General features: G+C 71.0%; 25 protein-coding genes and 1 riboswitch. Of the genes, 11 read left to right on the top strand and 14 right to left on the bottom strand.

Annotated features, from left to right (window positions below; all coding sequences use genetic code 11):
* Positions 1-58: 58 nt before the first annotated feature.
* Positions 59-5956 carry a MobF family relaxase gene (gene mobF / locus ABD086_RS03900; protein WP_343905820.1) on the bottom strand — a complete coding sequence of 1966 codons (5898 nt, stop codon included), beginning with the start codon at positions 5954-5956 and terminating at the stop codon, positions 59-61.
* 300 nt (positions 5957-6256) lie between these two features.
* Here mobF and ABD086_RS03895 point away from each other — a divergent pair, with 300 nt between their 5' ends.
* Positions 6257-6649: a hypothetical protein gene (locus ABD086_RS03895; RefSeq protein ID WP_343905819.1), complete on the top strand. Its 393-nt coding sequence runs from the start codon at positions 6257-6259 to the stop codon at positions 6647-6649.
* Positions 6615-7154 carry a hypothetical protein gene (locus ABD086_RS03890; protein ID WP_343905818.1) on the top strand — a complete coding sequence of 180 codons (540 nt, stop codon included), beginning with the start codon at positions 6615-6617 and terminating at the stop codon, positions 7152-7154. The genes ABD086_RS03895 and ABD086_RS03890 overlap by 35 nt, the downstream gene beginning before the upstream one ends.
* Before the next feature lie 61 nt (positions 7155-7215).
* Here ABD086_RS03890 and ABD086_RS03885 read toward each other — a convergent pair whose 3' ends face one another.
* The 6 genes from ABD086_RS03885 to ABD086_RS03860 all read right to left on the bottom strand — a co-directional run bounded on the left by ABD086_RS03885 (position 7216) and on the right by ABD086_RS03860 (position 11388).
* Positions 7216-7587 carry a hypothetical protein gene (locus ABD086_RS03885; protein ID WP_343905816.1) on the bottom strand — a complete coding sequence of 124 codons (372 nt, stop codon included), beginning with the start codon at positions 7585-7587 and terminating at the stop codon, positions 7216-7218.
* Positions 7584-7835, bottom strand: coding sequence for a hypothetical protein (locus ABD086_RS03880; RefSeq protein ID WP_343905815.1), 252 nt, complete (start codon positions 7833-7835; stop codon positions 7584-7586). The genes ABD086_RS03885 and ABD086_RS03880 overlap by 4 nt, the downstream gene beginning before the upstream one ends.
* Positions 7832-8137: a hypothetical protein gene (locus tag ABD086_RS03875; RefSeq protein ID WP_343905813.1), complete on the bottom strand. Its 306-nt coding sequence runs from the start codon at positions 8135-8137 to the stop codon at positions 7832-7834. Before ABD086_RS03875 ends, ABD086_RS03880 begins: the two co-directional genes overlap by 4 nt.
* On the bottom strand, positions 8137-8472 hold the full coding sequence (locus ABD086_RS03870; protein WP_343905811.1) for a hypothetical protein: 336 nt from the start codon (positions 8470-8472) through the stop codon (positions 8137-8139). Before ABD086_RS03870 ends, ABD086_RS03875 begins: the two co-directional genes overlap by 1 nt.
* A 202-nt stretch (positions 8473-8674) precedes the next feature.
* Positions 8675-9679 carry a DUF932 domain-containing protein gene (locus ABD086_RS03865; protein ID WP_343905809.1) on the bottom strand — a complete coding sequence of 335 codons (1005 nt, stop codon included), beginning with the start codon at positions 9677-9679 and terminating at the stop codon, positions 8675-8677.
* Positions 9680-9801: 122 nt separating this feature from the next.
* Positions 9802-11388: a ParB/RepB/Spo0J family partition protein gene (locus ABD086_RS03860; protein ID WP_343905806.1), complete on the bottom strand. Its 1587-nt coding sequence runs from the start codon at positions 11386-11388 to the stop codon at positions 9802-9804.
* 321 nt (positions 11389-11709) lie between these two features.
* Between ABD086_RS03860 and ABD086_RS03855 the strand changes: the two genes are divergently transcribed.
* The 6 genes from ABD086_RS03855 (at position 11710) to ABD086_RS03830 (ending at position 15040) form a co-directional block, all read left to right on the top strand.
* On the top strand, positions 11710-12165 hold the full coding sequence (locus ABD086_RS03855) for a hypothetical protein (RefSeq protein ID WP_343905804.1): 456 nt from the start codon (positions 11710-11712) through the stop codon (positions 12163-12165).
* 232 nt (positions 12166-12397) lie between these two features.
* Positions 12398-12787, top strand: a complete 390-nt coding sequence (locus ABD086_RS03850) for a single-stranded DNA-binding protein (protein WP_343905803.1) — start codon at positions 12398-12400, stop codon at positions 12785-12787.
* Between the two features lie 16 nt (positions 12788-12803).
* Positions 12804-13829: a DUF4192 domain-containing protein gene (locus ABD086_RS03845; RefSeq protein WP_343905801.1), complete on the top strand. Its 1026-nt coding sequence runs from the start codon at positions 12804-12806 to the stop codon at positions 13827-13829.
* Positions 13830-13842: 13 nt separating this feature from the next.
* Positions 13843-14004: a hypothetical protein gene (locus ABD086_RS03840; RefSeq protein ID WP_343905799.1), complete on the top strand. Its 162-nt coding sequence runs from the start codon at positions 13843-13845 to the stop codon at positions 14002-14004.
* Entirely contained in the window at positions 14001-14450 is a 450-nt protein-coding gene (locus ABD086_RS03835) for a hypothetical protein (protein ID WP_343905796.1), read from the top strand. Before ABD086_RS03840 ends, ABD086_RS03835 begins: the two co-directional genes overlap by 4 nt.
* Positions 14390-15040 carry a DNA-processing protein DprA gene (locus ABD086_RS03830; RefSeq protein WP_343905795.1) on the top strand — a complete coding sequence of 217 codons (651 nt, stop codon included), beginning with the start codon at positions 14390-14392 and terminating at the stop codon, positions 15038-15040. The genes ABD086_RS03835 and ABD086_RS03830 overlap by 61 nt, the downstream gene beginning before the upstream one ends.
* A gap of 241 nt (positions 15041-15281) precedes the next feature.
* Here the strand turns inward: ABD086_RS03830 and ABD086_RS03825 are convergent, their stop codons facing one another.
* From ABD086_RS03825 to ABD086_RS03815, 3 genes are all read right to left on the bottom strand, one after another.
* Positions 15282-15554, bottom strand: a complete 273-nt coding sequence (locus tag ABD086_RS03825) for a hypothetical protein (protein ID WP_343905793.1) — start codon at positions 15552-15554, stop codon at positions 15282-15284.
* Between the two features lie 69 nt (positions 15555-15623).
* A complete protein-coding gene (locus ABD086_RS03820; protein ID WP_343905791.1) occupies positions 15624-16238 on the bottom strand; it encodes a hypothetical protein in 615 nt (204 codons plus the stop codon).
* A gap of 339 nt (positions 16239-16577) precedes the next feature.
* Entirely contained in the window at positions 16578-17039 is a 462-nt protein-coding gene (locus tag ABD086_RS03815) for a DUF2752 domain-containing protein (protein ID WP_343905790.1), read from the bottom strand.
* A gap of 181 nt (positions 17040-17220) precedes the next feature.
* Here ABD086_RS03815 and ABD086_RS03810 point away from each other — a divergent pair, with 181 nt between their 5' ends.
* The 3 genes from ABD086_RS03810 (at position 17221) to ABD086_RS03800 (ending at position 19222) form a co-directional block, all read left to right on the top strand.
* Positions 17221-18051, top strand: coding sequence for a M23 family metallopeptidase (locus tag ABD086_RS03810; protein ID WP_343905788.1), 831 nt, complete (start codon positions 17221-17223; stop codon positions 18049-18051).
* A 28-nt stretch (positions 18052-18079) separates the two neighbouring features.
* Positions 18080-18251, top strand: a riboswitch (cobalamin riboswitch).
* 25 nt (positions 18252-18276) lie between these two features.
* The gene (locus ABD086_RS03805) at positions 18277-18462 is read left to right on the top strand and encodes a CbtB domain-containing protein (RefSeq protein ID WP_343905787.1); all 186 of its coding nucleotides are present in this window, start codon (positions 18277-18279) and stop codon (positions 18460-18462) included.
* A gap of 1 nt (position 18463) precedes the next feature.
* Positions 18464-19222 carry a CbtA family protein gene (locus ABD086_RS03800; RefSeq protein WP_343905785.1) on the top strand — a complete coding sequence of 253 codons (759 nt, stop codon included), beginning with the start codon at positions 18464-18466 and terminating at the stop codon, positions 19220-19222.
* 399 nt (positions 19223-19621) lie between these two features.
* Here the strand turns inward: ABD086_RS03800 and ccsB are convergent, their stop codons facing one another.
* The 4 genes from ccsB to ABD086_RS03780 are packed head-to-tail and all read right to left on the bottom strand — an operon-like array spanning position 19622 to position 23252.
* A complete protein-coding gene (gene ccsB / locus ABD086_RS03795) occupies positions 19622-20566 on the bottom strand; it encodes a c-type cytochrome biogenesis protein CcsB (protein WP_343905783.1) in 945 nt (314 codons plus the stop codon).
* Positions 20563-22152, bottom strand: coding sequence for a cytochrome c biogenesis protein ResB (gene resB / locus ABD086_RS03790; protein WP_343905781.1), 1590 nt, complete (start codon positions 22150-22152; stop codon positions 20563-20565). Before resB ends, ccsB begins: the two co-directional genes overlap by 4 nt.
* Positions 22145-22990: a prolipoprotein diacylglyceryl transferase gene (gene lgt, locus ABD086_RS03785; protein ID WP_343905780.1), complete on the bottom strand. Its 846-nt coding sequence runs from the start codon at positions 22988-22990 to the stop codon at positions 22145-22147. Before lgt ends, resB begins: the two co-directional genes overlap by 8 nt.
* Before the next feature lie 7 nt (positions 22991-22997).
* Positions 22998-23252: a hypothetical protein gene (locus ABD086_RS03780; RefSeq protein WP_343905778.1), complete on the bottom strand. Its 255-nt coding sequence runs from the start codon at positions 23250-23252 to the stop codon at positions 22998-23000.
* Positions 23253-23443 lie beyond the last annotated feature (191 nt).

Genomic DNA, 23443 nt, shown 5'->3' with positions numbered 1-23443 from the left:
ATCGGCCGGGGGAGTGGGCGCCCAAGGCTACTGATCGCCGCTCGACGCGGTCGGGCAATCAGCGCCTCGGAGTGCCGCGCCGCGGCGGCCGCGGACGGTTGACGTCCTGCCGGTCGCGCGCTGCTCCCTGCGACGTGGGCGGTGCCGGCGTGCCCTCGCCGGTGTCGATCGGGATCTCGAGACGGGAGACGATCCGGTAGCGCAGATCGCGGGCGGGGCTGTCGCCCAGCGGCTTCTCGGTGACGATCGCACGGGTGGCGGCACCGACGTCGTGACCCTGCTCGTGGGCCTGCTGCAGCATCGCTGCGGTGGCCGGCCAGTCGCCCTGCTCGAGCAGGCGCGGGTCGAGCTCGCGGGCCAGCGGCGCCCAGCGCTCGGCCGGGGTCTGCTCGGCCGCGGCCGCGAGCCGTGCGCGGACGTCGCTGCTCTTGTGCAGCTCGGCCAGAGCAGCCTTCCGCGGGTCGGCATCCCAGCTCTTGACCGCGTCGCGCAGGTCGCGGCGGGCCTGCAGTTGGGACAGCTGCAGGCGGGCCCGTACCTGGTTGACACCCGGCTCCCAGGCCCGGCTGGGACGGGCCGAGAGGATCCGCATGGCCGCCACCCGCGCCTGTTCGGGGGCGAGGTTGTCGAGCCGCTCGGTGAGGAGCTGGTCGCCGAGGGCCCGGAAGGCGGGCTGACCGCTGGCCACCGCGGCGGTGAGTGCGGCCGGACCGCGCTGGGCCAGCAGGTCGGCCGGGTCGAGGCCGTCGGGGAACCGGGCGAAGCCGGGGTCCATGCCGTGCGGGGTGAGCATCCAGAAGTCGCGCTCGGCAGCGACCTGGCCGGCCAGGTCGGCGTCGGTGGCCACGATCGGGTCGCGGCCCACGGCGGCCAGCTGGGCGGCCTGCTCGTCGGTCAGGGACGTGCCGAGAGGGGCTACGCCGAGGTAGAGGCCGGCGCTGGCGATCGTGACGGCGACGGCGTCCATCGGGCCCTCGACGATCACCGGGACGGCACCTTCGGCGAGCACTTCGTCGACGACGCCGAACAGCTGCGCACCCTTGTGGAACAGCGGGGTGTCGGCGGTGTTGAGGTACTTCGGTCCGGCCTTGTCGGCGTCGGTGAGGTCCGGTCGGCGGCGGCCGACGAAGCCGAGAACCTCGCCCTGGTGGATCACCGGGAACATCACGCGGTCACGGAACCGGTCGATGAGGCGGCCGGTGCTGGCCTCGGTCGCCACCCCGGTGGCCAGCATCTCGGCGTCGCTGACGCCGCGGCCGCGGAGGTGGTCGACCAGGTTGGTCCACCCGGCCGGCGCCTGTCCGGGACGGAACCGAGCGTCGCCGGCGAGGTCGACCCCGAACCGGCCGGTGAGGTAGTCGCGGCCCCACGAGTCGGTGAACCGGGCCTCGAAGAAGGCCTGGGTGAGCTCGTTGATCTCGACCATGCGCTCACGCGTGACGGGGGAGGAGTGCCACTCCTCGGCCCGCTGGTACATGAGCCGGATGTCGGCCTCGGTGGGCTCCAGGCGGGCGCCGCCGAGGTCGCGGAGGTAGGCGGCCAGCGTGAGGTCGGGTTCGACGTACTGGTCCTCGTTGACGTCGATGACCAGGTCCTCCTCGAGCGCGTGGACCAGGTGCTCGTCGACCACGTCGGCGGGCGGCTCGAGGTCCTCGGCCAGTGGCCATGGGGCGTCGTCGGGGTGGTCGACGAACGCCGCCGGGTCGGGCTCGACGCCCTCCCACAGGTCGGCGGGCGGCTCGTCGAAGTGGACCTCGTGCGCGTGCTCGTCGGGGGCGGTCTCCAGCGCGATCGAGGTCCGCCATACCAGCGCCTGGCACTCGTCGACGCCCTCCCAGCCGTCGCTGGGCATCGCTCGGCCGGCGCCCAGCAGGGCCTCGAGCTGCCAGCCGCGCTGCAGGCCGTGGTCGACGTTGGAGACCAGCGCCGGCCACCAGGTGCTGCCCTGGATGCTCGCGGCCCGCTCGGGACCGAACAGGTCCGCGAGCCGCGGCGCCCAGTCGGTGGTGACGCTCTCGCCGTGGGAACCGTCGCCGATCTGCGCGGCGACGGCCGGCGTGAGCTGGCGGGCCATGCGCCACCAGACCGCGGCCGCGGCGTGCTCGTCGGGGAGCGGGCCGGCCGGGTGGTCGGGCGCGGTAGCGGTGCGCAGCAGCTGGTGGGCGGTGACGCCGGCGCGCGACATCGCGGCCAGCCGCTCTGCCAGGAGCGGGGTGAACTCGTCGTCGCGGACCTGCGGGGCCAGCGTGTAGAGCAGCTGGCGCCATTCCTTGAGCGCCGGCGTGTGGTCTCCGGTGACGGCCCGGTTGAGGCGCCGCTGGTAGGTGGAGAAGGCCTTCTGCAGCTGCGGAGCGCCGGTCGGTCGCCGGTCGTCGACGGGGACCTGCATGGCTGCTCGCCACACCTCGACGTCGGCCACCGTGGATGCTTCGGGGCGGATGCCGTTCTGCGCCCACGCCGGCAGCGAGGGCTGCTCGGCGGCGCGGGTGTGGACCTGCTCGGCGAGCTGCTCGACCAGGTGCGCGCGCTGGGAGAGGTAGGCACCCCAGTGCGGGTCCTCGGCCAGACGGGCCGGGATCCCGGGCATCCACGGCAGCGGCCCGGCCCCGGCGTTGCGCAGGCCGGAGGCGTCCAGGCGCCAGTCGAGGACCGCTGCCCGGTCGCGCGCGCTCTCCAGCTCCCGGTCGCCGGCCGCAGCACGGAGCGCTTCGACGGGGTTCTCCCCGGTGGCGCCGAGCAGGAGCAGGTGGGCGCGCAGGGTGGGCCGGGCGGCCTCGTCCGACAGCCCGGGCGCCAGGGTCTCGACGGCGGTGTCCAGCGCGTCGACCATGTTGACCGCGGTGCCGTCGGCGCCGGTGATGGTCTCGTGGCGCAGCAGGTCCTCGGCGGCGACGTAGAGGCTGTCGAGGTAGCGCTGGGCGGCCTCGCCCAGCCGGGTGGCCGGGTCGGCCTGCTCGCGGATCAGGCTGGTGGCGGACCGCTGGGCGTCGTCGCGGGCCAGCATCGACTCGAGGATGTCGGGGGGGGTGAGCGGCCGAACCAGCGTCGGGTGGATCACCGAGTGCGGATCCCCATCGCCCACGACCTCGAGGTAGACGTGGTTGGCGTGCGCGCCGCGGGTCATCATCGTGTAGAGCTGCTGGCGCGACTCGGCGCCGGTGGCCAGGCCGTGCATCGTGTCGGCGGTGACGCCCTGGGCGGTGTGCACGGTGCACGCGTAGCCGAGCTCGGTGGAGCGGGCGACGTAGTCGGCGGGCAGGCGCACGGTGCGGCCGTGCTGGGTGTGCTGGACGGTCAGGTCGCCGCCGTCGTGGATCTCCAGGACGGTCCAGCGGTCGCCGTTCTTCACCCAGTCGGTGGCTGAGGTGCGCAGCCGGCGGTCGTTCTCGCGGGTGATGATCAGCTCGCCGATCGAGGCCTCGTTGCCGTCGGCGAGCCGGCGGACCGGGCCACTGGCGGCGACGTCGGTGGGGTCGATCCCCTCGAGGCGGTGGGCGCGGGCCTGCTGGTTCAGCTCGCTGACCAGGTCGCGGGTGGGGGCGAGCATGATCGAGTCGAGCCCGGCTGCGCGGTCGGCCTGCCAGGCGGCGAAGACATCCTCGGTCATGGTGGCCAGGTCGCCGACGTGGACCCGGTCGCGGTCGAGGTAGAAGCCGAGCGCCTCGGCCTTGCCCTCGCGCAGCGCGAGCGAGGCGGCGCCCTCGGCGGGGTCCTTGAACCGTACGAGCTCGGTGAGCTGCAGCGCGCCGTGGGTGGCGCGGATGTCGCGGAGCACGCCGCCGGCGCCGATCGCGGAGAGCTGCTGGTCGTCGCCGATCAGCCGGACGCTGCCGCCGCGCTCGAGGATGTAGGAGACCGCCGCGTCCAGCGAGAGCGTGTCGGCCATGCCGGCCTCATCGATGACCACGAGGGTGGAGGAGTCGATGCCCGCGACCCAGTCCGGCATCGCGGCTCCGGTCTCGCGGGCCTGCTCGAGGGAGTGGGTGAGCTTGGCCAGGGTGTCGGTCTGGGTGTCGATCTGGCAGCGCAGAGCGTCCGCGGCCGCGGCTGAGGGGGCCAGGCCGATGATGGTTCCGCCGCCGTCAGCCCAGGCGCTGGCCAGGGCTCGCATCGCGGTGGTCTTGCCCGATCCGGCCGGCGCGATCGCCAGCTGGAGCCGGGCGCCGGAGGTGGCCATCTCCCGGACCAGGGTGGCCTGTCCGGCGTTGAGGGTGATGCCGTTGGCGGTCGACTCCAGCAGTGCCAGGTCGACCGACGCGGCCTCGACGGCGTACCCGTCGTGGCGGCCGGCGGCGTCGACCAGGCGCTGCTCGGCGGCCAGCACCTTGCTCGAGGTGAACAGGTCGGCCCCGGCCTGGGCGTAGACCGAGGAGCCGTCGGCGCGGCGCAGCTCGGCCGGCTCGCTGATGGTGTCCCAGGGGCGAGCCATGCTCACCGAGTGGTCGTCGAGGACCTCGCTGACGAGCAGGTCGACGACCTGGGAGACCTGGTTGGTGGGCACATTGGCGGCCCGGACCTGCCGCTGGGCCTCGGCGTAGACGTGCCAGTACTGCCAGGTGGACCGGCTGCCCTCCATCGTCGCCACGATGCGGTCGGTGGTCTTGGCGAACCAGGCTGAGTCGGCCAGCGAGCGGGCCGCGCCCTTCGGGTTGAGGGCGCCGTGGACCATCTGCTTGACCCGCTGCGGGGTGCCCAGCACCTCGACTGCCTCGCGGTGCCACGCCTCGCGCTGCTCGGCCAGCGAGCGCGGCTCGTGCTTGGCCTCGCGGGTCTCCAGCGTCGCCTGCTGGGACAGCTGGATGGTCTCCACCGGAGTCGGGGGACGGCCGTGGGTGGCCTCGAACGCGGCCGCGAGGACCTTGCGACGGTCCTCCACGTTGAGCCGGCGCTTGGAGAAGCGGCGGTTGAGCTCGGGGTCGACCCCGACGATCTCGCGGATCGGCCGCTTGCGGGCGTCCTCGTTCGGGCGCTCGGCGAACTGGACGCCGAGGGCGTCGACCAGGTGCCGCTCGAGCGCGGTGTTGTAGGTCTCCGAGGCCGAGACGACCGCCTTGTGCAGCGGTCGCCCGTCGATGGCCAGCCACTTGCCGTCGAGGGTCTGGACCTTGTTCGCCACGGCCACGTGGGTGTGCAGGCCGGGGTCGCCGGCGCGGGAGTCGCGGTGGGTGAACGCGGTGGCGATCAGGCCGCGGACGTCCACCTGGCGCACACCGTTGGTGCCCTGGCGGGTGAACAGTGCCTTGGACTCGATGAAGTCCAGGGCGTCCTTGATCGCCGCTTGGTGGGCCCGCTCGATCACCGCGGCGGTCTTGGGGTCGGCGATCGCCCACAGCACCGAGACGCTCTTGACCGGGGAGAAGGTCAGGTCGTAGCCGGCCACCGCGTTGGTCTTCGGGCGGGAGTGCTTGGCGATCGTGGCGGCGAGCTCGCGGGCGTCGGCCGGGTCGCGGCCGTGCTCGGCGCGGAAGAACTCCGCGGCCACCTCGGTGCGGATCTTGGCCCGGTCGGCCGCGGGGACCGGCCAGTCGCCGGGCGGGCCGGCGGCCTCGTTGAGGGCCGCGATGCGCTTGGCGACCTCGATTCGGAACGGGCTGATGTCGTTCTCGTAGACCTTGTACGGGGTGCCGAGGCGGACCGCGGTCTTGTAGTCGGCCTCGGTCGGGCGGCCGGCCTCGTCGCGGCCGATGCGCAGGTCCAGCTCCTTGGTCCGCTGGGTGGCCAGCGGGTGGTGGCCGGAGCCGAACAGGCTCTGCATGTGGTCGGCGGTGACGATGTCGCCGGCGTCGAGTCCCTCGATGCCCTCCATGCCCGATCCGAGCCACACGCCGGGCGTCTCGCCCTTCTCGGTGTAGTAGCTCGCCAGCCCGGTGTGGCCCTTGTCGGTGGCGTCCATCGCTGCGACCTGCCGGGTCAGGTAGTCGTACCCCGACCCGGCCGTCAGCTTGTGGAGGCTCATCGTCACGGTCACCTACGTGCGTGCGCGCGCGGCAGACGATCACTTTCGGCCGGATTTCTGGTGTGTTCTTTCTATTCGGCGAACCGAGAATGCAAGAGGTGTGTGGCACTTGATCGGCCGTGGAAATCTGGGGGGACGCTGAGGGGCGTGGGTGACGACTGGGGCGTCGGGCTCGGATCGGGCTGGCTGGATGGGTCGAGGGGAACGGGTTTGAAGGTTCCTGGGGTTCGGTGATCGCTCGGGCACGGCGGAATGTCGTAGGTGACTGTCAGAGTCCATGTCGACACGAGTGAGGACCGGGTGAGTCAGCAGACGATCAAGCAGCAGGCGCGGCGTACGGCGCGGGAGATGGCCGAGAAGCGGCGGCGCGAGCGCGAGGAGCGGGAGCGCCGGGTGATCGACCTGGTCGAGCGGGTCATGGTCGCGATCGGTGAGCGTGACGCTGCGGTGGCTGAGACCGAGAAGCGCGCGGGTGAGGCGCTGCGGGAGTTGACCGAGCGCGAGGGCCTGTCCCTGAGTGAGGCCGTCGAGTGGTGCGGCGAGACCGTGAGTGTGCGGGAGGCCACGCGGCTGCGGCGGCTGGCCAGTGAGCCCCAGGCCAAGGACGGCGGCGGCGAGCAGGGCGGCGACGGCGCGGCCGCGCTGGCGGCTGCGGGGAGTGGGGGAGCGGGTGGCGGTTCGGCGGCTGGATGACGCCGGCCTCGCGGCGGTCGCGGCAGCGATCGCCGATCCGGCGGTGCTCACGCGGTACCGGGCGAAGGTCGCCACGGTGCCGGGCAGTGAGTGCCTGTGGTGGACGGGCGCGGTGGCCGGTCGGTCCGAGCGGGAGCGCACGGACGGCGGCGGTCATGGCCGGTTCTGGTACGCGCCGGGGCGGGTGATCATCGCGCACCGGTTCGCGTACGCGGTCATGCACGGTGTGGACGCGCTCGCGGAGGCGCGGCTGCTCGGGCATCGGTGTCACAACCCGCTGTGCCAGCGGATCGCACCCGATCACGTCGTGGTGTCGAGCGCGGCGCAGAACCGGCGTGAGTGGTCGGTGCAGCGGCGGCTGCCCTACAGCCCGCTGGCCGACCCGCGCGGGCCGCGACGGCGGGCGCGGGAACTGCGCGACCTGGCGCGTGAGGACCCGCAGCTCGTAGCCGACGACCTCGCGCGGCTCCAGGAACTGCTGGGGGAGCAACTGACCCTGTGGTGACCAGCCGGACGCAGAAGGCCGCCCGCACCGTCGATGGTGCGGGCGCCCTCGCGGTTGTTGGTCAGGCTGGCTCGCCGTCGAGGAGTCGGCCGAGCGTCTCCCACAGGTCGAGGTAGCCGTCCGCGTCCTCGGGTGCCTGCTCGCCCCACTTGGCGTGCAGGTGGCGGATGCGGTCGAGACGATCGAGGCGGTCGGGCAGCGCGGTGCGGGCGGCGGCCATGAACTCCACGTCGGGCGCGTGCTCGGGAACGTCGCCCCCGCGCGGGTACTTCTTGATCCCGAGCCGCTGCCAGTGAGCACCGGCGTAGGCGACGAGGATGTTGTCCGGGATCAGGGCGTCGGCGGCGGTGGCGCGGATCTTGTCGCCGTGCGGAGTCCACGGGCCTGGGGTGGCGCGGGACTCAAGGGCGCGGAGCGTGGCGTCGTCACTCATGCTGGCTGGTCCTCTCGGTCGGTCGCGTCGGCGCGGTCGAGCCTTGTGGACGCGGCCGCGACGACGGCGCTGATGCGGGCAGCCAGCGCCCGCAACTCGGCAGGCGTGCCCTGGATCGCCACCACGTCGTCACCGGCGAGCGTCAGGACCGGTTGGCGGTGCTCACCGGCTCCCACCCAGTCCTCGCCGCGAGTGAAGACCTGGAGGCTGGTCTCGCGGGCGGCCAACCACTCGATGTGCGCGCTCACGGGGTCACCTCGGCGGGTGCGGTGCCGATGAGGCGGCGGAACGCCTGCACGTCGGCCTCGAGAGAGAACAGGCGTCGGCGGTGCTGGTCGTTCTCGGCCGAGACCTCGGTCAGGACTTCGGCGAGGGCGTCGAGGAACGCCACGACGGCGTCGGCGGTGACCGTCTCGCCCATCGCGGTCCACGGCTTCGGGACGCGGCTGCTGGCGGCGTACGGCATCTTCATCATGGCGGCGAGGATGCGGCGCTGGTCGCGCTCGCTGATCACGGTGCCGGTCGGGTCCGGCTGGGTCTGCTCGGTCATCACTGCTCCTGTTCGGTGGTGCGGGTGGCGTACTCGGCGTGCAGGGCGTCCAGTGCCGTGGCGACGCTGGACAGGGCCGCGTCCAGGTGGGCGCGGGCGGTCTCGGGAGTCCAGCGGCGCACGTCGCGCAGCCGGTGCTCGATGACGATCAGGTCCGACGTGGTCTCGCTGAGGGTGTGCCGGTCCTTGGCCGCGCTGGCGGCGATGTCGGCGGCGTTGCCAGCCGGGGTGGTGTCTCGCTTCGCGATGGTGACGAACTGGTTGAGCGGCAAGGGTGCGGGGGCCGAGGACTGGGGCTGCGATGTGGACTTCGCGTCCGGCGCGACCGGGCTCATCCACCCTCACGGTGGTGATGGGGAATGCGATGCCGGTGTCGGGGTCGACCAGGGTGTCGGTGGGCCGGAGATCCCATGCGCGGACCTGCTCGGTGGCGAGGCCGGTGTGAGTGGTGGTGTCGGTCATGGCTCCTCGTTCGGTTGGGCCGGCGGCGGGCCGGACTCGGGTCTCGGCCCGCCACCGGAGGAACTGGGGTGACGGTCAGGCCGGGGCGAGCGCGGTCCAGGCGCGGCGCTTGATCCGGTCGGGGTCGTCGCTGGTGAGCACCCGCGTGGCCCGGGCCATCTGCTCGTCGCCCTTGGTGCGGACCGGGGCGTAGTGGTCGACGTACTCGGCCACGGCCTGGTAGCCGGCCCACGCGGTGTCGCGGATGCCGGCCTGCGTCTCGGCGTCGGCGAAGAGCCAGTGCAGCCGGGAGCGGCGACGGCGCTCGGTCTCGCGGACTCGCTTGGTCGCGCTGGCCTCGGCCTCGCCGAACGTGGCGTCGATCAGGGCGTCGAACACGGCATCGGTCATGGACTGCTGGATCAGCCGCTCGGCCTCGGCCTGGAACGCGTCGACGTAGGTGAAGGTCAGCCCGAGCGCATCGCGGGCGGCCTGTACGGCGGCCTTGGCGTTGCGGGTGTGCCGGATCGAGAACGACGACTCGTGGTTGCGCAGGGCCGCGCTCTGGGTGTTCGCGCACACGACGCGGACCGGGGTGACGAGGATGCGGAACGCGCTGGACCCGTCGTGGCTGTTGAGTGCGGCGATGTTCAGGTCGACGCGGTCGGTGCCGCCGACGGTGAGCGAGTTCGGCAGCTGCATCGTGATGAACACCTGCCGACCGCCGCGCAGCGACCCGGCGGTGTCGAAGATCGCGCCGGACTCGTCGGCCAGCAGGTTCAGGAACTCGGCGTGGTCCTCGTTCTGCAGCGGGGTGTAGCCGCCGCCGACGACGCCGAGCGCCTCGGGCTCGCCGGTGAACGGGTTGGTGCGCACCGTGGCGAAGCCGGGGACCTCGATCGCGGTGACGCCGCCCTCGCTGACCTCGGCGGTGGTGAGCGGCAACTTGCGGACGTCCCAGCCGCCCAGGTGGCCGAGCGTCATGGCCTCCTCGGCGGTGAACGCTCGGTCGCGGACGGTGGTACCCAGGCGGTGCCAGGCGTCCTTGCGGGCGAAGACGGCTGCGGCCTGCGAGCCGTGGGTCTCGATCTCGTGTGACATGTCGGGGTCCTCCCGGTAGCGGATCAAACGAACTGAGTTCATTCTATGGTTTCTATTCCACTGAGGGCGGTTCTCCACAGGAAGAACCGCCCTCAGGTGGGGGGTGGGGGAGTGCGACCCGGTTAGGCGGCGCTGTCGCTGGCCTCGTCGTCGCTGGCCTCGTCGTCCGGCTCGTCGCTGCCGGTGCTCGTCTGCGGCTCCTCGCCGAGCAGGATCCGCTCGACCTCGCTGGGCTGGTAGCCCCACTCCACGAGCGCGCCGAGCACGCGGGCGTCCCATGCGGTCGGGTTGCGCCACGAGTGCTTGCCGGTCGTGGCCTCCCACGCGGCGATGACGGCGGCGAGCGTGGTCATGGTCGCGGCCTTCGGCGTGCTCGCTTTGGCGGCGATCTTGTGGCACTCGTCGTGCCCTGCGCCGTAGTAGCCGGTCGGACGGTCGACGCCCAGCAGCGTGAACAGCATCGGGTGCCGGTGGTCCATGGCCTTGCTCAGCGAGTGGTGGCCGGTGACGACGGCCTCGCAGATCAGGGCCTCGGCACCCTTCGGGGCGGTCTTGCGGGCGACGAACGTGGCCAGCCACTCGCGGCGCACCGTCTCCGCGCTCGCCCAGGCCTTGTTGTTGGCGATCACGCGGCGGCGCTCCTCGCGGCGGACCTCGGCCTGCTCCTCGCTCTCGCCCTCGTCGCTGCTGTCGGCGCTGGTGCTGCCGGAAGTGCCGCGACGGCGCAGGCCGGAGGCGGCGAGGTCGGTCACGACCCACACCGGCACGTACTGCTGGTAGGGCTCGGCGGGCTCGTAGTCCTCGTCCTCCGACTCGTCGCCGTCCTCGCTCTCCTCGTCGTACTCGTCCTCGGGGTAGACCCACTCCTTGACGACGTGGACGCGAGCGCCCGGGACGTTGGGCCACTCCTCCTCGGGCAGCGGCTCGCCGTCCTCGGTGACCAGCCGCTCGATGCGCAGCACCTCGTCGGCCTCCTCGACCTCCTCGGCGCTCAGCACCGGCAGGCCCTCGGCGCGCAGCCGCTCGACCTCGGCGGCGTCGGCCTCCCGCTCTGCGGCCTCGTCGCGCAGCCGCTGGGCCTCGTGGGCGAGCGAGCGCCGCCACCGCTTGGCGTTCTCCAGGCGCTCGACGGCCTCGGGGTCGTGCTCGAACTCGGCGAAGATCGCGGCCTCCTCCAAGGTCAGGTCGCCGGAGTCGAGCCGGTTGCGGCTCTGGTCGGCCTTGGTGACCGCCAGGGCGGCGTTCACGGTCGGGCGGTCGATGCTGGTGCGCTTGGCGATCTGCGCGGCGCTCACGCCAAGCAGGGCCAGCTGCTCCACGCCCGCGACGATCTCGGCCTCGCGCATCCCGGCGCGGTGGATGTTCTCGACCATCTGGTCACCGATCCGGTCGGCGTCGGCGGGCTGGGGCACGACGCGGGCCGGGATCAGCCCGGTCGGGGTGCCGACCTCGGCGGCGGTCACGGTGCGGCGCTGGCCGCGCAGCAGGACGTACTGGCCGTCCTCGTTGCGGTAGACCGTGACGGCCTCCAGCACGCCGCGCTCCTTGATCGACTTGCGGAACTCCTTGTGGTCGGCGCGCAGGTCGGTCCGGACGTTGGTGCCGATGATGATGTCGGCGGGGTCGAGGTACAGGAACTCCTCGGTCTGGACGACCTCGGTGGCCTTGTCGGCGGCGGTGTCGGCGGGGGTCTGGATGGTGTCGGTCATGCTGCTGTCCTCCATGAGTAGAATAGAAAGAACTGACAGGACTAAGTCTCCCAACGGGGACCGACGCCTACCGGGCCACAGGGCGCGCACCTGTGGAAAGGTGGGCACCGGGTGAGGGTGGGGAAAACCCCGACCTCCCCGGGCGCGGACTCCGCTGTGGCTGCGCGGCGCAGCCGCACCTCGTAGCTGTCTGGACGGAAGGAATCGAGCGAGAGTGGGAACGGCTGCACACGGCCCCGCCCGGGAATGCAGCGGCGTTGGTGTTAGCCGCTGCAGCTCGCTGGCGATCGCGACCGGCACTCGAGGCAGGGGAGCGACCGCGTGACCAGCCAGACCACGATCCCGGTGGGCATCTACTGGAAGCCCGGCGTGTGGGACCTCGCCCGATCGGCCTACATCGCCGACCTGGACACCGACGCCGACTCGCCCGGCTCGTTCGTCGGATGGCTCGCCCAGGCGCTCGAGGTGCACGCCAAGCGCTCACCGCAGAAGCGGGCCGAGCTCGCGGCCGCCGGCGAGAACCATCCCGCCCTGGTCAGCGTGACCCGCAAGAGCTTCAACAAGAAGCACGACCTGCCCGCCTCGACCATCGAGGCGGTCGAAGACGCACTCGTGGCCGATCGCCAGGAGCTCGGCCGGATGGTGGCCCGCTCGGCGTTCGCCCAGGAGGCGGTGATCGCCGCGGTCGAGGACGCCCGCCGGCGGCTGGGACGCGAGCTCCCGCCTCCGCCGCAGAAGCTCAGCAACCGCCCGCCGCGTCGCCGGCCAGCACGGTAGGCCAGCGGGCCGCCGGCACCGTGTTGGTGTCGGTGGCTGCGTCTAGCGTCCTTCCCAGCGCCCCGACCCGGTACCCCGAGAGCCGGTCGGGGCGCTTCTGTGCGCTGTGGGGATGACCGGCTGCACGCGAGCTCGAGCAACTAGTTCGGCGGATGTGATCGCTGCCGGACCCCGACGGGACCTAGGTGACTGCGGGACCGATCAACGTCTCGCAGTCACCTAGGAGGAAGTCATGTCGACCACCGTCACCTTCGCCGGCAACCTGGCCGAGGCACCCGAGCTGCTCTACGCCCACGACAACAAGCCGTTCGTCAGCTGCCGGGTCCTGGTCAACCGGCGCGTGCAGAACGACCAGGGGGAGTGGGTCAACGACGAGCCCACCGCCCATAACGTCAAGATCTTCGGCTCCGCCGCCACCCACGTACAGGACAGCTGCGGATCCGGCGCCCCGATCTTCGTCCACGGCCTCGAGCGAACCGAGAGCTGGACCGACAAGGAGACCGGCGCGAAGCGCACCAAGGACGTCGTAGTCGTCGACAACCGGTTCGGCGAGGTCGGCGTCTCGCTCAAGTACGTCTCCGCGCGCATCGAGCGCGCCGTCCGCCCGGCCCAGGCCAGCTGACCGCGCGGAGGTTCCGATGGATCTCGTCGTACAGTCCCCGGACGAGCTGCTGGCCGCCGTACCTCATGTACTTGGCTTCAAGCCCGAGGAGTCGATCGTCTTGGTGCCGTTCCGGCCCGGGCTCCCGATCACCCGCGTCGACCTGCCCAGGACCGCCGCCGATCGCCAGGAGGTATGGGACGCCCTGAGCGGCCCGTACGGCCGCCACGCACGCCCCGGTGCCCGGCTGGCCATCCTCTGCTTCACCGAGGATCGGCGCAGCGCCGAGCTGGCCAGCCAGCACCTGTCCAACCGCCTGGAGACCGTCGGCATCACCACCCACATCCGGCTGTGGGCCGACGGCGAGCGATGGCGCGAGTTCAACACCGGGCAGACCGGGCTGCAGACCCAGGCGACCGCCGAGCGGATCGCGGCCGCGACCGTGCTCACCGGCGCCGCACAGCCCGCCGCCAGCCGGGCCTCGCTGGCAGCCTCCATGGTCGGCGATCGCGAGCCGATCGCCCAGCTGCTGCCTGCGGCCCGGACCGCGGCCGCGGCCAGCACTCCCGCCCTCGAGCGTGACTGGGCGCTGGACCGTCTCGAGCAGTTCCACGCCGACGGCAACCGGCTCTCCGACGTCGACGGCGCACGGATGCTCGTCGCCCTGGAGACGATCGGGACCCGCGACGCGCTGTGGGAGGACATGAGCCGCGAGAACCACACCTCCCACATGGCGCTGTGGAACGACCTCACCCGCCGCGCCCCTGACGAGGTCCGCGCGGCGCCGGCCTCGATGCTCGGCTTCGCCAGCTGGCTGCACGGTGACGGCGCCAAGGCCTGGTGCGCACTGGACCAGGTGCCCGTCGACCGGCCCTACTCCATGGCCGCCATCGTCGCCTCGGCGCTGCAGAACGGCATCCACCCGCGCGAGTGGGACCGGTACCAGACACAGATGCGCGATCTCGCCGCCGAGCTGGACGAGTCCTTCTTGCCCAAGCCGCCTGCCCAGCAGCGCGACCTCCCGCACACGCCCGCCCCCGCCCGCCCAGCCCCGGGCCGCTGAGGAGAACACCGCGATGAACCACGACAACGACGACACCCCGGCGGCCCAGCCCAGCGCCACCGAGCGGCAGCTACGCCGCCTGATGGTGCCCGAGCCCGCGGCCTACGCCCCCGAGAAGCGCCTGGACGTCATCCACGAACCCGACCTCGATCTGCTGTGGGGAGGTCAGGAATGACCACGCACGACGACGTCGACGCCGCGGCGGCCGACCGGGCCGCGCGCGTCAAGCTCAGCAGCGTCATCGAACCCGGAGACCTCCGTGTCACCGGCCTCGTCAGCGAGCTCGGCGCCACCAAGGTGCTGGACTACCTCGAGGCCGCCGGCGACGTCGAGCGCCACTGGGCCTTCCCCCTCGGGCAGGAGCTCGGCCGCGTCGATCCCGACCAGGTGCGCGAGCAGGCCGCCGCCCGCGGCATCCGCTTCATCCTCCCCGGCGACGCCGAATGGCCTACCCAGCTCGGCGCACTCCAGAACGCCGGCGCCCTCCACGAGCGCGGCGGCGAACCAGTCGGCCTGTGGTCCGCGGATCACACGACCTGTGCCAGCTCGCCGGCAACGCCGTGGCTGTCGTCGGATCCCGTGCCGCCACCAGCTACGGCACCCAACAGGCAACCGAGCTGAGCCGCGACCTCGCCGCCATGGGCCACACCGTCATTAGCGGTCTCGCCTACGGCGTCGACCAGGCCGCACACCGCGGCGCCCTCCTCGCCGGCGGCCCGACCATCGCGGTCATGCCGGGCGGCGCGGACCGCCCCTACCCGACCGCACACGCTCCGCTGCTCGAGGCGATCGCCGAACGCGGCCTCGTCGTCTCCGAAGCACCCCCAGGCGCCGCGCCGACCCGGACCCGCTTCCTGGCACGGAACAGGATCACAGCCGCCCTCGCCGAGGGAACCGTGGTCGTCGAGGGAGCCGTACGCAGCGGAGCGCTCAACACCGCCCACTGGACCGCCACCCTGCACCGGCCCGTCATGGGCGTCCCCGGCCCCGTCACCAGCGCGGCATCCGCCGGGGTCAACCAGCCGATCCGTCGCGGCTCGGCCACCGCGGTAGCCAACGCCCAGGACGTCATCACCGACGTCATGATCCACGCGGCCCGGGTAGCCGGCGGAGCCGAGCGGCTCGACGAGTCCTTCGTGCCAGAGCCCCGTGGGCTCCCGCAGGACCACGTGCAGGGCGTGGTGGCTCCGGCCGTCGCGGCTCGGCGCTGAAGACGCCCTTGTGGATAACTCACTCACGGCCATGGCGCTTGCCTACGCTGCTGGATGCCCCCTGGCCCAGCGGCATCGCCCCGGCCGCTCTCGGAGGAAGGAGCAAGGACGATGGATGTTGTGATCGGGCCGCCCGATGCTCGGGTTCGCGTCGACTGGATCTGGAACGTTGGCGTCGAGCGAGTCCTGGTCGGCCCGCCGGACCTACTCGGATGGGCGGCCAGCTGACGCGCGGGCAGCGTCAGCGGGGCCGCCCCTGGTTGCTTGGCCCGGTCCAGTTCGGATCGACCGGGACAGGGATCAGATCCTCGATCCGCAGCCAGTCCATCTTGACGACCGGCTTGAGGGCGGCGTCGTCGTGCCAGACGACCAGGGCCTCCCAGCGACGGCCCTCGCGCTTCCAGTCGAGGATGAGTCCTCGGGACGGCTTGAGGCGGCCGGTGTTCCGGATCAGGACGAACCGCACGTCGCCGTACGGCCGCCACGCGTCGTTCTTCGGCGGGTTGGCAGACACGACCGTACTCACTCGGTAGTCAGGGCGAGCCAGGCCAGTCCGGGCTGTCCGCGGGGGCAACACCACCCGCTACGACGGTGGCCCCCCGACGGTCGTCGCGGGCAGAACGCTCAGCAGCCGCCGCCGCAGGGGGAGCGCCTCGGCGTCGACCGGTACGTCCTCGGACGGATGCCGCCCGATGTCGTCAAGCACGGGCGCCATCGACCGCTCGAAGAGGAGGAATACGAGGCCGTTGCCGTAGGCGATGAGTAGGAGTGCCACCGCGTAGAGAACCGGCGCGCCCCACCACGGCTGGCCCAGGTAACAAATCGCGGCGAGTGCCCAAGCCAGGCTGATGAGGAACGGGTAGCCGCCCTTCCAGGAGAGGCTGAGAAGTTGGTAGGGCGCGGAGGCAGCGTCCCGCCACGCCACCATCGAGAGCTCGTGGTCGCGGCTGCCGCCGATCCATGCGTCGACCGACTCCAGTCCGCTCCGCAGTCGACGCAGGGTCAGCAGGGCATAGACCTCCTGGTAGACCGCAGTCGCTGCAATCGCGACCAGGAGCTGCGCGATGGACATCGGCACGAAGAGAAGCAGGGCGGGCACGAAACCCGCGAACACCAGATGCTCCAGGTGCAACACGGTCGCGAGAGCAGCGAGGGGGTTACGGCGTCCCGTGCGTCGGTAGAGCCGTTCGAACAGCATGGTGTGTTCTTCTTCAGGTTCGCGGCCCCGATGAAACTCTAGGCGGGACGGTCGGTGGCCGGGGTGCAGAACGCGTATTCGGTGAAGTTGCTCATGACGTCCTCGAGGTCTCCTCGCGCCTCTGCAGATTTCGACTGCCCAAGCCGTTGGCGAGGGCGTTGATCACGACAGAGATCTGTGTGGGAGGCATCGCCGAACCGGTGCGCGAGGCAGTCGGCGTGCTCGTGAGCGACTTCGGTGAGGGCGTCTCGCGAGACCTGCCGGCGTTGTGCAAGCTCCGTCAGGAGGTAGGGCGTTTGTGGGAGGCGTGCGCGCGGGCTCGGGCAGGGGCCGCGGAACTCAGTAGGGCTTGAGCAGCAGGTCGGCCCGTCCTTGCTGACGGATCTCGAGGAGGATGGTTGCGACCGCCACCACTGCGAGCGCGATCCGGATGCGGCGCGGGGTCCAGGCGATGTGGACGTTGAGCCAACGGCGGCCGAGTACGCCGATGAGGAGCCGGGCCAGCGCCGCCGCGGCCGCGAGTGTTGCGAGGATCCCGAGGGGGTTGTACCTCCAGGCTTCGGTCAGGTTCCCTTGGGCGGTCAATCGGGCGGCTCGGGTCCCTCCGCAGAGCGGGTCCATGATCCCCATCCGGTGGAGGGGTCCATGCAGGTCGACCGGCGGCAACCCGAACACGGCCATCGTGGCCGCGGCCGCGAGACCAAGTAGGCCGATGACTGTCACGATGCGCAGTTCGTCGACCCCGGACCATGCGATGCTGATCGCCGCACGCTCCTGCACGGGCGCCTTCTGTGCCTCCACGCCTCTGCTCCCTCGGGTCGACACGCCGGATTTGGTCGATATTCCGGATCTTACTATGGTGAATAGTAGAGCCCGGTGGTCCTCCACCTGATGGTGGGTGCCCGGCTCTTCCCCGTTACGGGCACCCACCATTCCACTCGCCTGGGCAGGGTCATGCGTTCGGCGACTGGAAGGGGAAAGCGTGGGCCGACATCGCGCGGGCGGTTCCGGCAAGGACACCGCCCCCTATGTCGGCGCGGGCAAACGCAAACGGGTTGCTGACCCGCCCCCGCGCCGGACCTCCGGCCGGCACAAGCACCCTGGTCGACGCGTCGCCGCGCCGAGAACGGCTCCGGCGATACGGCTCGCCGGGGTGGCCACCGTCGCGGGCGCCGTCGGGCTGACAATCGCTGCCAGTGGCGTGGGTTCGGAAACTCCGGTTCACGAGACCGCAATGACGGCCGGCGTTCGCCCGGAGTCGCCTCCGCGGCGTGACCCAGCAGTGAGCCGGTCCGCCCAGCGTGCCGATCTGCCCGACACCGATGCTGAGATCTCTCGGCTCGTTGCGCAGCGGGCGCAAGCATTGCGAGGCGTCGAGCGGCAGGCGCGGCAGTATGCGCGAGAACTGGCGTCCAACCGCTGGGTGCTGCCGATGGCGTCGTACCGGTTGACCGGCACCTTCGGCGAGACGAGCTACCTGTGGAGCACGGTCCACACGGGCCTCGACTTCGCAGCCCCTGATGGAACCGACATCCGCGCCGTGGCGGCTGGCGAGGTGACGGATGCGGGCTGGGCCGGCTCGTACGGCTACCGCACCATCGTCGAGCTCGACGACGGCACCGAAATCTGGTACTGCCACCAGTCGAGCATCGGGGTGGCCGTCGGTGACCAGGTGGCGCGCGGCCAGGTGATCGGCGATGTAGGCAGCACCGGCAACGTCACCGGACCCCACCTGCACCTGGAGGTGCGGCCCGGTGGCGGTGACCCGGTGGATCCGGCCGTTGCTCTTGCCGAGCACGACGCTGCTCCGTGAACCGTTGCGCCCCTACCTTCGACTATGTGCGATGTAGGCGCGCCGCAGTGCACGGGAAGTCGGTGAAAGTCCGACGTGGTCCTCGCCACTGTGACCGGGAAGTCCCTCCTCACCCAAGCCACTGGCCCTGTCGGGCTGGGAAGGCGAGGAGCCGGCGTTGATCCGGAAGCCAGGAGACCGGCTGCGGCATTTGTCCACGAGGTTCATGGAAGAGAAGGGGTCACGATGACCAACCTCACCACTGCCGCCACGACCGTGCCGGCCTGGGCTTGGCTGCTTGCCGCAGCCGCCCTGTTCACCCTGTTCATGCTCACGCAGGAGAACGGCGCCCTTCTCGGCGCCGCTCAGGGCCAGTACCTGCACGAGCTCACCCACGACGCGCGCCACGCTCTTGGCGTCCCCTGCCACTGACATGGGGTTCCTGGATCTGCTCCGCCGCGGCGCCGCGGCCGGAGCCGCAGCCGGCTGCGCCGCTGCTCTGATGATGTGGCTCGTCGTCGAGCCTCTGCTCCGCAAGGCCCTGGTCATCGAGGATGCCCGCAACGCACGCACGATGTCGGGCCATCGGATGAGCGAGATGGAGGAGCCGTTGGTCTCCCGCACCGGTCAGGTGCTCGGCGGCATGACCACCGGACTCATCGTCCGCCTGATCTTCGGCGTTGTGTTCGCGATCGTGTTCGGCAAGGTCCGGCACCGGCTCCCCGCGACGACCGACTACGGCCGCTCACTGATGCTGGCCCTGCTCGGCTTCGGTGTCTTCACGCTCGCGCCCGCGCTGAAGATCCCAGGCAATCCGCCCGCAGTGGGCGACCCGGCGACCGTGGGGCGACGGACGCTGATCTACGTCCTGACGATCCTGATCGCCCTGGCGTTGGTCCTGGCGGCGTTCGAGCTGGACAGGTTCCTCGCCTCGCGTCACCTGAGCTCGCCGGTGCGCACCACGCTCGTGGTGATCGCGTTCGTCGCGGTGGCCGGGACCGTCTTCGCGCTCACGCCGGGCACGCCGGACAAGATCGCGAGTGACATGCCTGCGAAGCTGATCTGGGACTTCCGGATCGCCTACCTCGCGCAGCTGGGCCTGATGTGGGCCACGCTGGGCATGGTGTTCGGCCTGCTCGTCACGCCACGCCGGCAAGGGGCGGCGGCGGCCGGTGAGGTCTCCATCGCGTGAGCCCACGGTCACGGTCTGCCGTGACTGTTGCTGCGGGAGCACCCGCAAGCATCCGGGCGTCGACCACGACGCCCATCTGGAGGCGCTGCGAGGCGGCATCGCCGGCTACGGCCGGATCGTCGTCTCGCAGTGCCTCCTGGCGTGCGATCGCTCCAATGTCATGGTGGTCACTCCTGCGCCCGCGCTGCGTCGCGCCGGCGCAGGGTCGGTCTGGTTAGCGGAAGTTCTCACCACAGCACACATTCACGCGGTCGTCGCCTGGATCCGTGCCGGCGGACCGGGTGCGGCCCCCATCCCTGCAGAGCTCGCCGCGCTCCGGTCGGACCGACCGGCGCTGCTGCCCGCAGGCAGCTGCGGGATCGACTGAGCCCGGGGGCCTCGAGGGCCGCCTGGTTCCTTCTACTTGCCGGCGTAGGAGTGCAGGCCTCCGCCCCAGAGGTTGATGCCGACGAAGTTGAACAGCAGGGCTGCGAACCCGATGAGGGCGAGGAGCGCGGCCTTGCGGCCGCGCCAGCCGGCCGTGGCCCGGGCGTGGAGGTACGCGGCGTAGGCGACCCAGGTGATGAACGCCCAGACCTCCTTCGGGTCCCAGCCCCAGTATCGGCCCCACGCGTACCTAGCCCAGATCGGTCCCGCGATCAGCGCGGCGAAGGTCCACACTGGGAACCCGAATGCGTGCACCCGATAGGAGAGCCGGTCGATGGTTTCCGGCTCCGGGAGCCGGGCGGCGAGGCCGCTGCGGCTTCTTCCGCGGGCCTCGGCGCGGGACTGGAAGAGGTACAGGCAGGAGGCCAGCGCGCCTACGGTGAACGCTCCCGTCGCCAGCAGCGCTGCGGTGACGTGGATGTAGAGCCAGTAGGAGTGGAGTGCGGGCACGAGCGGACCGGCAGGGATGTCCAGCAGCAGAACCGCGATCATCAGCAGTACGACCACGAGGCCGGTGACCGGAAGGCCCAGCCAGCGGATCGGCTGGAACCGGAGTAGCACCAGGTAGGTGGCGACGGTGGCGACGCAGCCGGTGATCGTGAACTCGTACATGTTGCCCCACGGCACCCGGTCCGCGGCCAGGCCGCGGGCGACCATGCCGGCGGCGTTGAGCGCGAAGCCGATCACCGTGAGTGCCACTCCGAAGCGGCCCGCGAAGTCCTCGCGGTAGGAGATCCCTGTCGACGCCGCGGCGTCCTGACCAGCGTCTGCGCCTCCGACGGCGATGAGGTCGCGGTCAGGTGCCGGCGCTCGGTGCAGTGCCCATTCGGCGATGTGGGCCAGCAGGGCGAGGCTGTAGACGAGCGCCGCGAACATGATGGCGGTGTTGCTGAACTGGGCGTACTGGATGCTGCTCATGTGGTTGCCTTCTGAATGTCGGCGAAGAGATCGGTGAGTGCCTGGTCGAGGCCGTGGCCCTCGAGGCGGTCGAGCCCGCCGAGCTCGATCTCGGAGCCGTTCTCGCTGCGGCGAGCCCGGAGCCAGATGCGTCGTGGTCGGATGAAGAGGGATCCGAGCAGGCCCAGGAGTCCGAGTACCACGCCGCCGAGAGCGAACTTCTCGGCGGGGGTGGAGCTGATCTGGAGTCGCGACCAGCGGCGTAGGCCGTCGAAGGAGACCGTTCCCAGGCCGTTGGGAAGCTTGCGGGTCTGCCCCAGGGGGATGGTGAGGCTGAGCGGCTTTCCCGCATTGTCTGTGACGGCGGTCAGCTTGGACTTGTCGAGGACGAACACGTTCTGGGGGACACCAGATCCCAGCCCGAGATCGCCCTGGTAGACGGTCATGGACAACGTGGGGTTTAGCGCGTCCGGGAACTGTGAGACCGGCCCGGTCTGCTTGCTGTATGCGTAGGTCGGGAAGAACTGGGCGTCGAACCCGAGCTGCGCCGGCTTGGCATCGGGAACCTTCAGTACCCCCCACGACTCATAGGACGCGTCCTGCGGCATGAAGACCGTCGGCCCCGAGTACACCTTCTCGCCGTCGCCGTCGCGAACGGTGATGACGGGCGCGTACCCGTTGCCGATGAGGAACACGCTGGTGTCGCCGATCGTGAGCGGACGATTGACCTCAAGGGTCTGCTTCGCGGTGTCGGCGCCCGGCGACGACCGGTAGGACACGTCTGCTCGGAACGACGAGGGCTGCCCGAGCATCGGGCCGGAGGTCGTGAAATCGACCTTGAAGTCGTCGAGCGTGAAGCTGAACGGTTCCAGCGAATCCTCCCGGAAGAGCGGTCCGGGGGCGAAGTCGTCGTAGGACTGGCGGGCATTGGTGAACGTCTGTCCCGCCACCACGTTGACCGAGCCGCGGAATCCGAAGAAGTTGCCGACCGCGAAGGCGACCAGGATGACGACCAGGGAGAGGTGGAAGACCAGGTTGCCGGCCTCGCGGAGGTAGCCGCGCTGGGCAGCGACAGTGACGGTGCCGTCCTCGCCCGCTTGGGTGAGGACGCGGTAGCGCCGCCGGCGGAGCAGGGTGCGAGAGGCCTCGGCAACGTTGTCGGGAGAGGCGGTAGACGCCCCCGTGGTCGAGTGGGGCAGCCGGGTCAGGTTGCGCGGCGCGCGCGGCGGCGGGGCGGTCGCGGCTCGCCAGTAGACCTTGAGCCGCGGCAGGATGCAGCCGACCAGGGACACCATGAGCAGCAGGTAGATCGCGCTGAACCACGGCGAGCTGTAGACGTGGAACAGGTCCAGCCGCTCGTAGACCGGCGTCAGCTTGGGGTGCATCTGCTGCCATTGGCGCACCGCGTTCGGATCGACTCGGTCCTGCGGGACGAGGGACCCCGGGATCGAGGCCAGGGCGAGCAGCATGAGGAGGATCAGGGCGGTCCGCATCGAGGTCAGCTGGCGCCATGCCCATCGGGCCAGCTCGACGGCGGTCAGCGTCCCAGGGGCAGGGGGAGGCTCGGTCGGCTGCGTCGTCAGCGGCGTGTCGAGGGTGTCAGTCATGGACCGGATCCGTGACCTCAGCCTCGAGTTCCGCACCCGACGCCTTGGCGCGGCGGGTCGCCAGCACGAAGTACGCCGCAGCGGCGGTGAACACGATGATGCTGGTCCACACGTTCAGGCGCAGTCCGAGGACATGATTCACGGTGTCGATCCGCAGGTACTCGATCCATCCGCGACCAGCGGTGTAGCCCATGACATAGACGGCGAACAACCGGCCGCCGGTGATCTTGAACCGGGCCTCGATCCAGAGCACGAGCCCCACGACGCCGACGTCCCACAGCGACTCGTAGAGGAAGGTGGGGTGGAACGTCGCGACGTTCTCGTAGCCGTCCGGACGCTCATCGGGGCTGATCTGCAGTCCCCACGGCAGCTGCGTGGGCCTTCCGAAGAGCTCCTGGTTCCACCAGTTCCCCCAGCGGCCGATCGCCTGCGCCAGCGGAATGGCGGGTGCGAGCACTGCGGCGATCTCGCCGAACGGCGCGCCAACTCGGCGGGCGCCGATCCAGGCCCCCAAGGCGCCCAGGGCGATCGCGCCCCAGATGCCTAGCCCGCCATTCCAGATGTAGAGCGCCTCGATGGGTCGGCGTCCCGCGCCGAAGTAGAGCTCGGGGTCCGTGATCACGTGGTAGAGCCGACCTCCGACGATGCCGAACGGCACCGCCCACAAGGCGATGTCCTGGATCGCTCCCGGCTTACCGCCTCGTCGTACCCACCGCCTCTCCGCCAGCCAGACCGCCGCGACGATGCCGGCGATGATGCACAGCGCATAGGCGCGCACCGGGAAGGGCCCGAGATGCCAGACGCCCTCGCTCGGGCTCGGGATGGACAGCGCAGTCATGTCGTCGTCAGACCCGCGGGTTGGGGTCCATGACGATGCCCCCGATGATCGCGATCACGATGGCCGCCGGGTAGCCGATCAGCAGGTCCTGCCAGCCCATCGAGATCGGGATCGGCCGCCAGCCCGCGTGCGCGACCAGGTGCTGGACGGCGACAAGGGCCGCCAGGGCGAACAACGACCAGGACGCGATGCGGCGCTTGCTCCAGTTCGACAACTGTTTGTCGACGTCGCTCTTCCTGGCACGGCGACGGATGCTCGCCATGACGCACTTCCTCTCCTCAGGCACAAACTCCTAAGCAGAATAGTAGGCGCGCGCGAGCGTTCGTCCACGGGCGTGTGTTGCGGTCGACTCCACTCAACTATCAGGCATAGTAGCCTGGTGACTGGTGATACGCATGGGACCGATGTGACTGGCACTGCGCTGGGCCGACGACCGGTGGTGAAGGGTTTGGC

Source organism: Nocardioides aquiterrae, from assembly GCF_039526625.1.
In the GTDB taxonomy this organism is placed as follows: Bacteria; Actinomycetota; Actinomycetes; order Propionibacteriales; family Nocardioidaceae; genus Nocardioides; species Nocardioides aquiterrae.
This window is presented reverse-complemented; position numbering and strand designations above follow the sequence as displayed.